This window comes from Microbacterium sp. Z11_20 (assembly GCF_057197605.1).
Map to the genome: position 1 here is coordinate 20,569 of NZ_JBXVOQ010000005.1, position 12,926 is coordinate 33,494.

The 12,926-nt window shown below is 70.0% G+C and carries 12 protein-coding genes; 7 read left to right on the top strand and 5 right to left on the bottom strand.

What is annotated here, in order from left to right; genetic code table 11:
• The first annotated feature begins 27 nt into the window (after nt 1-27).
• From AC2DFQ_RS12535 to AC2DFQ_RS12550, 4 genes are all read left to right on the top strand, one after another.
• Nucleotides 28-1,005 (top strand): carbohydrate ABC transporter permease, encoded by a 978-nt coding sequence (locus AC2DFQ_RS12535; RefSeq protein WP_484507687.1) that lies wholly within the window; start codon nt 28-30, stop codon nt 1,003-1,005.
• 2 nt (nt 1,006-1,007) lie between these two features.
• Complete coding sequence (locus AC2DFQ_RS12540) at nt 1,008-1,904, top strand: carbohydrate ABC transporter permease (protein WP_484534123.1); 897 nt, start codon at nt 1,008-1,010, stop codon at nt 1,902-1,904.
• Entirely contained in the window at nt 1,901-2,620 is a 720-nt protein-coding gene (locus tag AC2DFQ_RS12545; RefSeq protein WP_484534124.1) for a copper homeostasis protein CutC, read from the top strand. Before AC2DFQ_RS12540 ends, AC2DFQ_RS12545 begins: the two co-directional genes overlap by 4 nt.
• A 153-nt stretch (nt 2,621-2,773) precedes the next feature.
• The gene (locus tag AC2DFQ_RS12550) at nt 2,774-3,793 is read left to right on the top strand and encodes a zinc-dependent alcohol dehydrogenase (RefSeq protein WP_484507690.1); all 1,020 of its coding nucleotides are present in this window, start codon (nt 2,774-2,776) and stop codon (nt 3,791-3,793) included.
• Between the two features lie 7 nt (nt 3,794-3,800).
• Here AC2DFQ_RS12550 and AC2DFQ_RS12555 read toward each other — a convergent pair whose 3' ends face one another.
• Both AC2DFQ_RS12555 and AC2DFQ_RS12560 read right to left on the bottom strand, forming a co-directional pair.
• Nucleotides 3,801-5,159, bottom strand: coding sequence for an MFS transporter (locus AC2DFQ_RS12555; RefSeq protein WP_484534347.1), 1,359 nt, complete (start codon nt 5,157-5,159; stop codon nt 3,801-3,803).
• A gap of 107 nt (nt 5,160-5,266) precedes the next feature.
• Nucleotides 5,267-6,064, bottom strand: coding sequence for a response regulator transcription factor (locus AC2DFQ_RS12560; RefSeq protein WP_484507691.1), 798 nt, complete (start codon nt 6,062-6,064; stop codon nt 5,267-5,269).
• A 281-nt stretch (nt 6,065-6,345) separates the two neighbouring features.
• On the opposite strand from AC2DFQ_RS12560, the gene AC2DFQ_RS12565 reads away from it, so the two are divergent.
• Genes AC2DFQ_RS12565 through AC2DFQ_RS12575 form a run of 3 tightly spaced genes read left to right on the top strand, consistent with a single transcriptional unit; the run spans nt 6,346 to nt 10,496 of the window.
• Nucleotides 6,346-8,010 carry a GspE/PulE family protein gene (locus tag AC2DFQ_RS12565; RefSeq protein ID WP_484534125.1) on the top strand — a complete coding sequence of 555 codons (1,665 nt, stop codon included), beginning with the start codon at nt 6,346-6,348 and terminating at the stop codon, nt 8,008-8,010.
• The gene (locus AC2DFQ_RS12570) at nt 7,997-9,265 is read left to right on the top strand and encodes a type IV pilus twitching motility protein PilT (protein ID WP_484534126.1); all 1,269 of its coding nucleotides are present in this window, start codon (nt 7,997-7,999) and stop codon (nt 9,263-9,265) included. Before AC2DFQ_RS12565 ends, AC2DFQ_RS12570 begins: the two co-directional genes overlap by 14 nt.
• 1 nt (nt 9,266) lies before the next feature.
• Nucleotides 9,267-10,496: a type II secretion system F family protein gene (locus tag AC2DFQ_RS12575; protein ID WP_484534127.1), complete on the top strand. Its 1,230-nt coding sequence runs from the start codon at nt 9,267-9,269 to the stop codon at nt 10,494-10,496.
• Nucleotides 10,497-10,518: 22 nt separating this feature from the next.
• Here AC2DFQ_RS12575 and AC2DFQ_RS12580 read toward each other — a convergent pair whose 3' ends face one another.
• From AC2DFQ_RS12580 to pilM, 3 genes are read right to left on the bottom strand one after another with little or no spacing between them, the layout of a single operon-like run.
• Complete coding sequence (locus tag AC2DFQ_RS12580) at nt 10,519-11,193, bottom strand: hypothetical protein (protein ID WP_484534128.1); 675 nt, start codon at nt 11,191-11,193, stop codon at nt 10,519-10,521.
• Between the two features lie 2 nt (nt 11,194-11,195).
• Nucleotides 11,196-11,846 (bottom strand): hypothetical protein, encoded by a 651-nt coding sequence (locus tag AC2DFQ_RS12585; RefSeq protein ID WP_484534129.1) that lies wholly within the window; start codon nt 11,844-11,846, stop codon nt 11,196-11,198.
• Nucleotides 11,843-12,922, bottom strand: a complete 1,080-nt coding sequence (gene pilM, locus AC2DFQ_RS12590; protein ID WP_484534130.1) for a type IV pilus biogenesis protein PilM — start codon at nt 12,920-12,922, stop codon at nt 11,843-11,845. Before pilM ends, AC2DFQ_RS12585 begins: the two co-directional genes overlap by 4 nt.
• Nucleotides 12,923-12,926 lie beyond the last annotated feature (4 nt).

Genomic DNA, 12,926 nt, shown 5'->3' on the forward strand with positions numbered 1-12,926 from the left:
CGACGACAAGGCACGGTGATCCGAGGGATGAGTACCACGATGCAGAGGTCGTCGAGCCCGGCGGGGACGGTCGCACGCCGTCCCCGCCACGCCCCCGACCGTCCGATCAGAAGCAGTCGCGCCCCGGGGTGGCGCGAGGTGCTCGCAGCGCTGCCGTGGATCGGACCCGCGCTCATCCTGATCTTCGGCGTCGTGCTCTTTCCGGCGGGGGTGATGTTCTTCAACTCCACGCGGGACATCTCGGTGTCGGGCGTGGACAGGGGTTCCGCCGGCCTGGACAACTACGTCGAGGTCTTCTCTTTCCCCCACTTCTGGCCGATCCTCGGGCGCACCCTCGTATGGGTCGTGGCCGTGGTGACCATCACCGTGCTGCTGTCGCTGGTCATCGCACAGGTGCTCGACAAGGCGTTCCCCGGCCGCCGGATCGTGCGGCTCGTCGTCATCATCCCGTGGGCGGCGTCGGTCGTGATGACGACGATGGTCGTCTACTACGGGCTCGAACCGTACTTCGGCATCATCAACACCTTCCTCGTCGACGTGGGGCTGGTCTCCACGCCCGAGGGCTACGGATGGACGCGCAACCCGGGGACGGCGTTCCTGTGGTCGATCGCCGTGGCCATCTTCGTCTCGCTGCCGTTCACCACCTACACGATCCTCGCCGGCCTCGCGACCGTGCCGGGCGACGCGATCGAGGCCGCGAAGATCGACGGCGCCGGCCCCGCGCGCACCTACTTCTCGGTCGTGCTGCCTCAGCTGCGCGGCGCCCTGTCGGTGGCCGTGCTGATCAACATCATCAACGTGTTCAACTCGCTCCCGATCCTCAGAGTGATGACCGACTCGATCCCCGGCTACGACGCCGACACGATCATGACGATGATCTTCAAGTACATTCAGAACCAGCAGAAGGTCGATGTCGCCAGCGCCCTGTCGGTCGTGGCCTTCGTGATCGTGATCGCGATCGTGGCGATCTATGTCCGGGTCGTCAAGCCCATGCGGGAGGTGTGACGATGGCCGTCACCGCCCCCGCTTTCGAAGCGATCACGCCGCCCCGCACGCGCCGGTACACCGCCGACCAGGTGCCGATGGGCCGGGTGCTGCTGCGCATGCTCGCCGGAGCGATCGTGCTGCTGTTCTTCATCCTCCCGTACACGATCATGTTCTTCGGCTCGGTGAAGACGAAGGCGCAGATCCGCTCGGTGGAGCCCACCTACTTCCCCACGGAGTGGCACTGGGAGAACTACATCACGATGTGGTCGACCCCCGAGACCCCGCTGCTGCAGAACCTCGTCTCCACCGTCGTGATCGCCGTGGTCGCGACGCTGCTCGTGCTGCTGGTCGCCATGCCCGCGGCGTACTACACGGCGCGGTTCCGCTTCCCGTTCCGCATGACGTTCCTCTTCCTGGTGATCGTCACGCAGATGCTGCAGCCGGCCGTGCTGACGTCGGGTCTGTTCCGACAGTTCGCCACCCTCGGCCTCATCGACACGTGGGCGGCGATGATCTTCATCAACGCCGCGTTCAACCTGTCGTTCGGGGTGTGGATCATGCACTCGTTCTTCGCCGGCATCCCGAAGGAGATCGACGAGGCCGCGCAGATCGACGGCGCCAGCCGGCTGACGGTGCTCTTCCGCATCAACCTGCCCCTGGTGTGGCCCGGGATCGTCACGGCGATCGTGTTCACGTTCGTCGCCTGCTGGAACGAGTTCGCCGCGTCGCTCGTGATCCTCTCCACGGCCGGCAACCAGCCGCTGTCGGTCGCGCTGACGAAGTTCGTGGGGCAATACGAGACGAGCTGGCACTACGTGTTCGGTCTGTCGATCGTGGCCATCCTGCCGGTGGTGATCCTGTTCATGCTCATCGAGAAGCGGCTCGTCGGCGGGCTGACGGCCGGCAGCGTGAAGTGACGACGGCCGGCACGCGGCGGCTGGTGTCGCTCGAGCTCGCTGTCGAGGGACCGGCGTCCGCGGTCGTGGCCGCACGGGCGGGTGCCGACCGGATCGAGCTGTGCGCCGCACTGGCCGTGCACGGGGTGACCCCGTCGATCGCCGCGATCGAGCGCACGGTCGCGGTGGGAATCCCGGTGCACGTGCTCGTGCGCCCGCACGCCGGCGGCTTCGAGTACGACGCCGACGCGCTCGAGGTCATGCGCCGTGACGTGGCGCTCGCGGTGCGGGGCGGGGCAGCCGGCGTCGTGGTGGGCGGCGTGCGCGACGGGGCGGTGGATGTGGCGCTGGTGCGTGCGCTGAAGGATGCGGCGGGTGCGGCGACGGTGACCTTCCACCGCGCCTTCGACACGCTGCCACGGCGCCGCGCCGCTCTCGACACCCTCGTCGACCTCGGAGTGGCTCGCGTGCTGACCTCCGGCGGTGCGGCCGTCGCGGCCACGGCGTCCCACCGGTTGCACCGCCTGGCCGCGCACGCGGGCGGTCGCATCGAGATCATGGCGGGCGGCGGGGTGACCGCCGCTCACGTGCCCGTCCTCCTCGGCGCCGGAGTGGATGCTGTGCACGCCTCCGCCCGATCGGCCACCCGCGGCGTCGTGGCCGCCGACGCCGTGGTCGACCCGCAGGCGGCCGCTGCCCTCCGCGAAGCGGTTGACCTCGCCCGCACCAGCCGCTGACGTCCTGACGCGGCGCGGCGAGACCGAGCGAATCCGGCCGAGCGCCGGCGTCCGAGGGATCGGGACCAAAGACTCCTCTGCCCCGGCCCGGAGCGGCGCACACTGGGGTGGCGCTCGACAGATCGCCGTGCCGACGATGTCAGGAGAACCGCCATGCAGGCCGGAGTCGTCTCATCCTTCACCGCACCCATCGCCGTCGAGGACATCCCCATCCCGGAGCCCGGGCCCGGGCAGGTGCTCGTCCGGATCGAGACCTGCGGCCTGTGCCATACCGACATCCACGCCGCCCACGGCGACTGGCCCGTCAAGCCCACCCCGCCGTTCACCCCCGGCCATGAGGGCATCGGCCTGGTGGACAAGCACGGGCCGGGAGTGACGGAGCCGCCGATCGGGCAGCGCGTGGCGCTGGCGTGGCTGGGGAGCGCGTGCGGGTCGTGCCGCTACTGCGAAACCGGCCGCGAGAACCTCTGCGAGACACAGCAGAACACCGGCTACTCGATCGACGGCGCTTACGCCGAGTACGCCGTCGCGGACGCACGTTTCGCCGTCCCGGTTCCCGATGAGGTCACCTCGCTCGATGCGGCGCCGCTGTCGTGCGCCGGTGTCACCACCTATGCGGCGATCAAGGCGGCACGGATCGTCCCGTCCGAGCGGGTGGCGATCGTCGGTATCGGCGGTCTCGGTCACCTCGCGATCCAGTACGCGCGTCTGGTCGGGGCGGAGGTCATCGCCGTCGACGTCAGCGAGGAGAAACTGCGGCTGGCGAAAGAGCTGGGCGCCGACCACGTGGTGAACGCCGCGACGCAAGACCCGGTCGAAGCCATTCGCGCCCTCGGCGGTGCCGACGTGTCGCTCGTCCTCGCGGTCGCGACGTCGGTGTTCGATCAGTCCTTCCGCAGCCTCAACAGAGGCGGGCGGATGGTGCTGGTCTCGCTGCCCGCCGACATGACGCTGTCGGTCCCCGTCTTCGACACGGTCCTCGGCGGCATCTCGATCATCGGGTCGATCGTCGGCACGCGGCAGGACCTCCGGGAGGTCTTCCGGTTGCACGCTCTCGGCCGAACCACCGTGATCGCCCAGACCCGGCGCCTCGATGACGCGGCCGAGGCGATGGACGAGGTGCTGAAGGGCACCGTTCCGGCCCGCCTCGTGTTCGAGATCGCGGGCGGATAGCCGCGCGTCAGCGGATCACGTCCTGCTGAGCGCGCACAGGCAGCAGCAGCAGCAGCCCCGCGGCCAGGACGACGACGATTCCGAGGATGCCGAAGTACGCCTCACCGGAGAGGGAGACGAACAGCGCGAAGAGGGTCGGCGCGAGGAAGGACACGGCCCGGCCGGTGGTGGCGTAAAGGCCGAACACCTCACCCTCGCGCCCGGGCGGGATGATCCGGGCGAGGAAGGTGCGCGACGCCGACTGCGCAGGACCGACGAACAGGCACAGCGCAAGGCCGGCGGTCCAGAAGACGATGGGGCCTCCGTCGTGCAGGAGGAACACCAGCATCCCGGCCACGACCAGCCCGATCAGCGCCGTGACGATCACGGGCTTGGCGCCGAGCCGGTCGTCGAGCACGCCGACCGCGATCGTCGAGATCCCGGCGACGACGTTCGCGGCGATGGCGAAGATGATGACCTCCCCGGCGGAGAAGCCGAAGACGGATGCGGCGAGCACGCCGCCGAACGTGAACACCCCCGCCAGGCCGTCCCGGAACACGGCGCTGGCCAGCAGGAACCACACGGTCTGTCGCGATTCGCGCCACAGCCGCGCGATGTCCCGTCCGAGCCGACCGTAGGAGGCGAAGAAACCCACGCGCTCCCGCCGCGCGCCGGCGCCCCGGTACTCGGGAACGGCGAACAACACCGGCAGGGCGAAGACCCCGAACCACGCCGCCGAGACGAGCATCGCGATGCGAACGGGCCAGCCGTCCTCGTCGGGAACGCCGAAGAGGCCCTGGATGAAGCCGAAGTACACGATGAGCAGCAGGACGATACCGCCGAGGTACCCCATGCCCCAGCCGAAGCCGCTGACGCGACCGATGGAGCTCGGGGTGGAGACCTGCGACAGCATCGCGTTGTAATTGACGCCGGCGAACTCGAAGAAGATATTGCCGGCGGCCACCAGCAGAAGCCCCAGCCAGAGGAACGACGGGTCGGGTGCGACGAACACCATGGCGGCCGTCAGCGCCACGACGATGTAGGTGTTGACCGCGAGCCACAGCTTGCGCCGCCCCGAGGTATCGGAGCGTTGTCCGGTCACCGGGGCGAGCACGGCGACGAGCAGGCCCGCCGCCGCAAGTGCGTAACCGAGCTGTGCTTCCACGACACCCGAGGGGCCGAAACTGTCGCCGACCAGATAGACCGTGAACACGAACGTCGTCACGACCGCGTTGAACGACGCCGAGCCCCAGTCCCACAGTCCCCAGGCCACGACAACGCGGCGACGGGTGCTCGTGGGCGCGGTCTCGGTGGAGTCCGCGGCCTGTGCGTCAGTCGGGCTGGGGCCCGGCACGCGGGGATTCGTCCGGGGGTCGGGAGAGTCCATGTCTGCCACGGTGGGCCCCTTCGGTGAACGTCCGGTTGCCGACCCGGAGGGAGGCGGCGGCGCCGCTGCCGCCTGCTCAGATTATCCGGTTGCGCCCGCCGTTGTGGTCAGCCGGCGGTGGCGCGCAGCATCACGGGCGCTGCCGCCGAAGCGGGCGCGAGGCGGTAGCCGAAGCCGCGCACCGTCTCGATCCACTGCGGGGTACGCGGGTCGTCGCCGAGCTTGCGTCGCAGGTTCATGATGTGCACCTCGACCGCGTGGCGGTCGTGCGTGGTGATGTGCTGACCGAGCAGGCCGTTGGCCTCGCGCAGCATGAGTGCGAGAGAGGCCTTGCTGAACACCTGGTCCTTCGCGCGCATGAGCGTGAACAGGAGCTCGAATTCGGAGCGGGTCAGCTCGCACTCGGCACCGTCGACTTCGACGCGTCGCGAACCGGGATGCAGCCGCAACGGGCCCTGCTCGAGCCAGGAGGATTCGTCCTCGGGGCGGGCGGCGCTCGCGAACGACCGCGATCGGCGGAGGAGGGCGTCGATGCGGGCACGGAGAGCGTGAGGGCCGTACGGCTTGACGATGTAGTCGTCGGCGCCGGCGCGAAAGCCCTCGACCACCGCCGACTCGGTGTCGTCTGCGGTGATCATCAGGACGAAGCCGTCCGAGAACGCGCGCAGGCGACGAACGGTCTCGAAACCGTCGATGCCGGGCAGGTTGACATCGACCGTCGTCAGGTCGGGACGGTAGCGTCGCGCGGCTTCCAGCCCCGTGAAGCCGTCACGCGCCGTGTGCACCGTGAAGCCCTGCTGCCGGAGCGATGCGGCCAGTCGCTCGGCGTGCGCGGCGTCGGGGTCGATGACGACGGCCGACCGCGCGTAGGGGTCGTGGAGCGGGTGGGCTGCGATCGGGCGCATCGGGGTCGTGTCTTTCGGCGGCGCTGGGGTGGGACGACGTCTGGGAGAGCGGGGCACTCTTTATGAGCACTTTCTCATAATTCCCATCCTTCTCAGAATCCTCATAGCTTTCGCACTGATTCGTTGCTCAGTTTTTGCTCAGGACGGACAGCATCAGCTCAGCATCCGCCCTCCGGCAGCGCAGACGCGGATGGCGGGACGTAGCGTTGTGCCGTCTTCGCATCACGCGGAAGACGTGGGAGCGGCCCCAGCTCTGAGCACGTCGACGGGGGTGATCGGACATGCGGGGTATCGCGCAGACCCTCGTGCTGACCGGCGCCACCCGGGCAGCCCACCTCAGCGGCCTGCTGAGCGAACTCGGCGAGACCGATGAGTTCCTGCGCCAGCTCGTCGCCCGCGGCATCGTGACTCCGGCGCAGCTCAGCGAGGCGATCGCGCGGCACACGGGCCATCGCTTCGTCGACATCGGAACCTCGCAGCTCGATCCGGCCGTGGTGGGGCTCGTGCCCGGGAGCCTCTGCCGCAAGTACCAGGTGCTCCCGCTCGAGCGCCGGGGCGACCGCATCGTCCTGGGGATGGTCGACCCGACCGACATCATCGCGCTGGATGACGTCGCCACCCTCACCGACCTGCACGTGGAGCCGGTGGTCATCGCCGCCGATGCCCTGCAGATGGCGTTTCAGCGATACGTGAGATCGGATGAAGAGCTGTCCGATCTCTCCGCGACCCTGCAGGAGAGCGCCGCGACGCAGGCGGCGGCCGCCGAGAGCATCGAGGGGCAGGACAGCGACGCCCCCATCGTGCGCTTCGTCAATCTGCTCATCACCCAGGCGATCGACGACCGGGCCAGCGACATCCACGTCGAGCCCGGCGAGGCCCACCTCACGGTGCGCTACCGCATCGACGGCGTACTGCACGAGATGCAGCGGGCCGACCGCAACATCCAGGACGGCGTCATCTCGCGCCTGAAGATCATGGCGTCCATCGACATCGCCGAGCGTCGTCGGCCGCAGGACGGACGCCTGTCGGTGACGCACAACGGGCGCAAGATCGACCTGCGGGTGGCCACCCTGCCGACGGTGTGGGGGGAGAAGCTCGTCCTCCGCATCCTCGACAACACCGGCGTGAGCCTGTCCCTGGGCGATCTGCGGATGGGACGGGCCAATCTCGGGCGTTTCCGCGGGGCCATCACGCGCCCCCACGGGATGGTGCTGGTGACCGGGCCCACCGGATCGGGGAAGTCCACCACCCTGTACACGGCTCTGCGGGAGGTGGCGAACGCCACCGTCAACGTCATCACCGTGGAAGATCCGGTCGAGTACCGCATGGCCGGCATCAACCAGGTGCAGGTGAACGCGAAGGCCGGGCTGACGTTCCAGTCGGCGCTGCGGAGCATCCTCCGCGCCGATCCCGATATCGTCCTCGTCGGCGAGATCCGCGACACGGAGACCGCCATCATCTCGATCGAGGCGGCGCTGACCGGCCACCTCGTGCTCTCCACCCTGCACACCAACGATGCGCCCGGAGCGATCTCGCGCCTGACGGAGATCGGGGCCGAGCCGTACCTCGTGGCCACGGCGCTGTCGGCCGTCGTCGCGCAGCGCCTGGCGCGACAGCTGTGCCCGACCTGCCGGCAGCCCTACCGCGAGGACGCCGACGTGCTCGTCCGCCTGGGGGTGCCGCATGACCCCAGCGACCCCCCGGTGCTCTACCGCGCCGGCGGGTGCCCGGCGTGCTCGGGCACCGGGTATCGCGGACGGGTGGGGGTGCACGAGGTCATGGCGATGACCGACGAACTCGAGGCGCTCGTCGTGCGCAACGCCACCGGCAGCGAGCTGCGCGAACTCGCCCTCGCCCAGGGCATGACGACGCTGCGCGCCGACGGCTGGGCGAAGGTGCTCGAAGGACTCACCACGATCGAGGAGGTGCTGCGTGTCACGGTCTGAGATGCGGATGCGGGCGGCCGCGGAGGCGGCGGAGCTGCCGGCGGGCGGCGTGCTCGCCGCGGCGGGGGCCGGCTTCGGCGTGCCGCCGGAAGACGCGACCGGTCAGCTGCTCGACGCCATCCTCCGCTCGGCGGCGGATGCCGGGGCATCCGACATCCACTTCTCCGCCGACGCCCCGGCGCTGCAGCGGCTGGACGGCGACCTGATGCCGGTCGCCGGATTCCCCCACACCATCCCCTCCGCGGTGCTGCTGGACGAGCTCCTGGACACCATGGGTCCCACCCACCGCGAGGACTACCGGGCATCGGGCGAGGTCGACCTGTCGTACCAGGTGCCCGGCGTAGGGCGGTTCCGCGTGAACGTCTATCGGCAGCTCGGTCAGGTCGCCGCGGCCTTCCGCCTCATCGCCTCGCGTGCGTTCACCCTCGACGAGCTGGGCGCACCGGACATCGCCCGTGATCTCGCGCTTCGCCCCCGCGGACTGGTGCTGGTGACCGGCCCGACCGGTTCGGGCAAGTCGACCACCCTCACCGCGATGATCGACATCATCAACACGACGCTCCCCGCGCACGTGGTGACGGTGGAAGACCCCATCGAGTTCGTGCACAGCAGCCGCCGATCGCTTATCCACCAGCGCGAGGTGGGCTCCGACACCCGGTCGTTCGCGGAGGCGCTCCGCCGGGTGCTGCGGCAGGACCCCGATGTCATCCTCATCGGGGAGCTCCGCGACCCCGAGTCGATCTCCACCGCGCTGACCGCGGCCGAGACCGGCCACCTGGTGCTCTCGACCCTGCATACCCAGGGCGCGGCGAAGAGCATCAACCGCATCGTGGACGCCTTCCCCGCCCACCAGCAGAATCAGGTGCGCAGCCAGCTCGGCGACACCCTGCAGGGCGTGATCAGCCAGACGCTGCTGCCGAAGGCGCAGGGCGGCGGCCGGGTGATCGCCACGGAGGTTCTCGTCTCGACCCCGGCTGTCGCCAACCTCATCCGCGAGAACCAGATCGCCCAGCTGTACAACGCCATGCAGGCTGGCGACGCCCACGGGATGCACACCCTCGACCAGTCGCTGAAGCGGTTGGTCGCTGACGGCGAGCTGGCCGCGTCCACCGCACGGCATTACCTCACCGACGCGCACACCCTCGACGATGTGCGCGTGCGGCCGCGGGATCTGGATGCGGAGGCCTGGCTCGCGGCGGGTGCGGCCCAGCCGCCCGCCGCCCCCGTCGCGTCGTCCGGCGACTGGGCCCTCTGATATGCCGCTCGAGGAATATCAGTGGCGGGCTGTCACCCTGGCGGGGGCGGAGGCCAAGGGCACCGTCGAGGCCGCCAGCGAGAACGCCGTGGTGGCGAAGCTCCGCGCCCAGGGTCTCTCGCCGCTGAGCATCGTGCCCATGTCGAAGTCCGGGCTCAATCGCGACATCTCCATTCCCGGGTTGGACAAGCGCGTCGCCACGAAAGACCTCGCGGTGTTCGCGAAGCAGTTCGCCGGCCTCATCCACGCCGGGCTCCCCCTCATGCGGGCGCTCGCGATCATCGCCGACCAGACCGAGAACAAGAAGCTCGCCTCGGCGCTGGGAGCCGTGCAGGTCGACATCGAGTCGGGCCGGTCGTTCTCGGCCGCCCTGGCCGAGCATCCCCGTGTCTTCCCGCCGCTCATGGTGAGCCTGGTCAGCGTGGGCGAGACCGGCGGATTCCTCGCGGAGTCGCTCGACGCCATCGCGCGGGCCTACCGGGCCGACGTCGATCTGCAGCAGAAGATCAAATCGGCGATGACGTACCCGATCATCGTGCTGGTGATCGCCATCGTCGGCGTGATCGCGATGATCACGTTCGTGGTGCCGATCTTCGAGGCGATGTTCGCCAGCATGGGCGGCGAGCTGCCCCTTCCGACGCAGATCCTCGTGACGCTGTCGGCCAACATGGCCTGGATCCTCCCGCTGCTCGCCGTGCTCGTCGTCGGCGGGAGCCTCTGGTACCAACGGGTCAAGAACACCGACCGCTTCCGTGGCGTGGTCGACCCGTTCCGCCTCCGGATGCCGATCTTCGGGTCCCTCGTGACCAAAATCGCCGTGGCACGGTTCGCGCGGAACCTGTCGATGATGCTGAAGGCGGGTGTCCCGCTCATGCAGGCGCTCGAGCTCGTCGGCCGCGCCGCGAACAACAAGGCGGTGGAAGACGCGCTGCAGGGCGTGCGCGACTCGGTGCGCCTGGGTCGGTCGTTCTCGGTCCCGCTGGCCAAAGCGGCCGTCTTCCCGCCCCTGGTCGCGCAGATGGTCTCGGTGGGGGAGGAATCGGGGTCGCTTCCCGACATGCTCGAGAGCATCGCCGACTTCTACGAGACCGAGGTCAATGCCGCATCCGAGCAGCTGACGAGCATGATGGAGCCGATCATGATGACGGTGCTCGGCATCCTCATCGGTGGCATGGTGGTGGCGCTCTACATGCCGATGTTCACGATGTACGACCAGCTCGGACAGCAGTAGCGTCCTGCCCTCTGCCGGGGGGTCAGGGCCGGTAGAAGGCGAGGAGCGTCACCGTCAGCGTGACGCCGCCCTCGGTCGGCGTGGTCACGGACGCCTGCGTCACGGCGACCAGCCGCGGGCCGTCACGCAGGGCGTCGACGATGCGCGTGGCGGCGGAGACATCCGGAGCCTCGACGACCACCGTCACGGCGATCTGCTGCGGGGAATCGGGAGCCGGAGCCGCACCGTCCGCCGCGTCTCCTCCGGTCGCCGATTCGTCCGTGGATTCCTCCGGAGCTGCGCTCGGCTCCGCCGTGGTGTCCGTGCCGCTTGCCGCAGGAGGACTTGCGCCTTCCTCGACCGGGGTGATGCGCGGGGTGAACGCCTCGGCGGTGGCAGGGGTCAGCGACGTCACGGCGCCGCCGTTGTTCCCGGCCGCCTGCACCGCCAGGAGCAGGATGTCGTCGAGGTGCGCGGCTTCGGGGATCTCGGCGCGCAGCTCGGAGACCGCGTCATCCAGCTCCGTCATGTCGGCGGACTGGGCGGTGAGGGTGTCGAGCACGAGCTGCTGAGTGGCGTTCTGCCGGGCGACGTCGTCGGCGGATGCGGCGGTCGCTCCGGCTGCGGAGAACAGGGGCAGGGCGAACACGGCGATGCCGAGCCCCAGGATCCCCAGGGACGCGAGCGCACCGATGAGGTTGACCAGTTGCTTGTTCACCGTCACTCCGACTCCGGGGCGAAGGCCCCCGTGTAGGCCGCCTGGTCGAGGTCGACCCGCACCGTATAGGTGAAGACGCCCTCCGCCGACGTCAGTCCGGCCAGGTCGGCCGCACGCATCCCCGTCGCCGAACGCAGGTCCCGCGTGGCCGCGACGAAGTCGACCGCCGCGGGGCTGGTGAACGTGACGGTTCCCGAGACGCCGGTGGCCGTGGCCGGGTCGGAGCCCGCCGCCGGCACGGGCCCCGCGTCCAGCGCGTACTCGGTGATGACGACCCCCGCCGGAAGGTGATCGGCGATGAGGTCGATCACCGGTTCCCAGGCGAGATCGCCGGCCATCGACTCCGTGCGCATCGACTCCAGAGCACCGCGGGTGGACAGCGCCCGGCTGACCTCCGACAGCTCCGCGATGCCGCCGAGGATGTGCTGCGTGCGCGCCTGCTCGGCGGCCAGGCGCAGAGATGCCGCCATGTTGTACGCGAACGCGCCCCCCACGGCGAGGGCGGCGACGGCGAGGGCGGCGATGCCGATGTACACCCACGTGCGAGCCCGGGACAGCATGTCGCGACGGCGCATCTCGGAGGGAGGGAGTAGATCGACCCGCGGCAGAGCGCCCAGGGGGAGCACGGGCGCGCGCGACGTGAGCAGGCTCATCGAAGTCCTCCCAGCAGAAGCGACGCGGTGCCGGCCAGCCGTGCCCCGGCCGCGGCCGGGAGCGCGAACGATCCGGCGGGGCCGACGAGGTCTGTGGCGGTCACCGGCGTGACCGGGGTTCCCATGACCCGTGCCACAGCCTCGAGGAGGCGCGGGTGGGCGGCGTGGGCGCCCGCGACCCAGGTGCTGTCGATCGGCACCGACTCTGGACGGTCGCGGTAGAAGCTCACCGTGCCCTTCAGTCGGCCGACGAGGTCGATCAGCGCCGCCTGCACGTCGGGATGCAGCGCCACGTGGCCTGCGGGCTCCGGCGCGACGGCGGGGGCCGGCGGCTCCGCGACGCCGGCGCGTTCACGTCGGAGCGTGGCCCGTGAGACCACCGTGATGCCCTCGCCGGCGGTGGTCGGTGCGTGCACGGCGCCTCCCGGGGGCGGAGCATCCACTACGGGAGCGACGATGTCGATCGGCACCACGCGGACGAAGCGGGGGATGCCGTCGGTCGCGATCACGATGTGGGTCGTGTGCTCCCCGATGCCGAGGAACAGGCCGGTCCGCCCGGGCGGGGCGAGGGCGGCCAGCGCCCGGGAGTAGCCGAAGGCGACGAGGTCGATCGACGTCGCCCGCAGTTTCGCCTGGACGAGGGCCCCGACGAGTTCCTCCATGTGCTCGGCGACGGCCGCCACGAGCAGCCCGTGCACTCCTCGCTCGTCCTGCCTCGTGGGCACGAAGTCGAGCACGGCCTGATCGACGGGCACGGGCAGCCGGTCCTGTACCTCGAAGGGCAGCGACTGGCGGATCTGCATCGGGTTGGTCAGCTGCGTGGAGTGCTCTCGGACGAGGATGCGGCGGTTCCCCACGCCCAGCACGACGTCACGGGTGGAGATTCCGGCGTCGGCCCAGAGGCGCTGCAGCGCGACGGCGACGGCGTCACGGTCGAGGATCTCCGAGTCCTTCGCCGCTCCGGGCGGGAGCGCCACCTCCCCGGCGGCCACCAGCAGGGGCGCACGCCCAACGGTCACCTCCACAGCGCGCACGCTCGTCTCGGTGATCTCCACCGCCACCTGGGTCTTCGCCATCAGC

Bases quoted from the DNA above. Each gene is read 5' to 3' on its own strand.
- AC2DFQ_RS12565 (WP_484534125.1), top strand. From the start codon at position 6,346: ATGCGGGGTATCGCGCAGACCCTCGTGCTGACCGGCGCCACCCGGGCA.
- AC2DFQ_RS12535 (WP_484507687.1), top strand. From the start codon at position 28: ATGAGTACCACGATGCAGAGGTCGTCGAGCCCGGCGGGGACGGTCGCA.
- AC2DFQ_RS12540 (WP_484534123.1), top strand. From the start codon at position 1,008: ATGGCCGTCACCGCCCCCGCTTTCGAAGCGATCACGCCGCCCCGCACG.
- AC2DFQ_RS12575 (WP_484534127.1), top strand. From the start codon at position 9,267: ATGCCGCTCGAGGAATATCAGTGGCGGGCTGTCACCCTGGCGGGGGCG.
- AC2DFQ_RS12555 (WP_484534347.1), bottom strand. From the start codon at position 5,159: ATGGACTCTCCCGACCCCCGGACGAATCCCCGCGTGCCGGGCCCCAGC.
- pilM (WP_484534130.1), bottom strand. From the start codon at position 12,922: ATGGCGAAGACCCAGGTGGCGGTGGAGATCACCGAGACGAGCGTGCGC.
- AC2DFQ_RS12560 (WP_484507691.1), bottom strand. From the start codon at position 6,064: ATGCGCCCGATCGCAGCCCACCCGCTCCACGACCCCTACGCGCGGTCG.
- AC2DFQ_RS12550 (WP_484507690.1), top strand. From the start codon at position 2,774: ATGCAGGCCGGAGTCGTCTCATCCTTCACCGCACCCATCGCCGTCGAG.
- AC2DFQ_RS12585 (WP_484534129.1), bottom strand. From the start codon at position 11,846: ATGAGCCTGCTCACGTCGCGCGCGCCCGTGCTCCCCCTGGGCGCTCTG.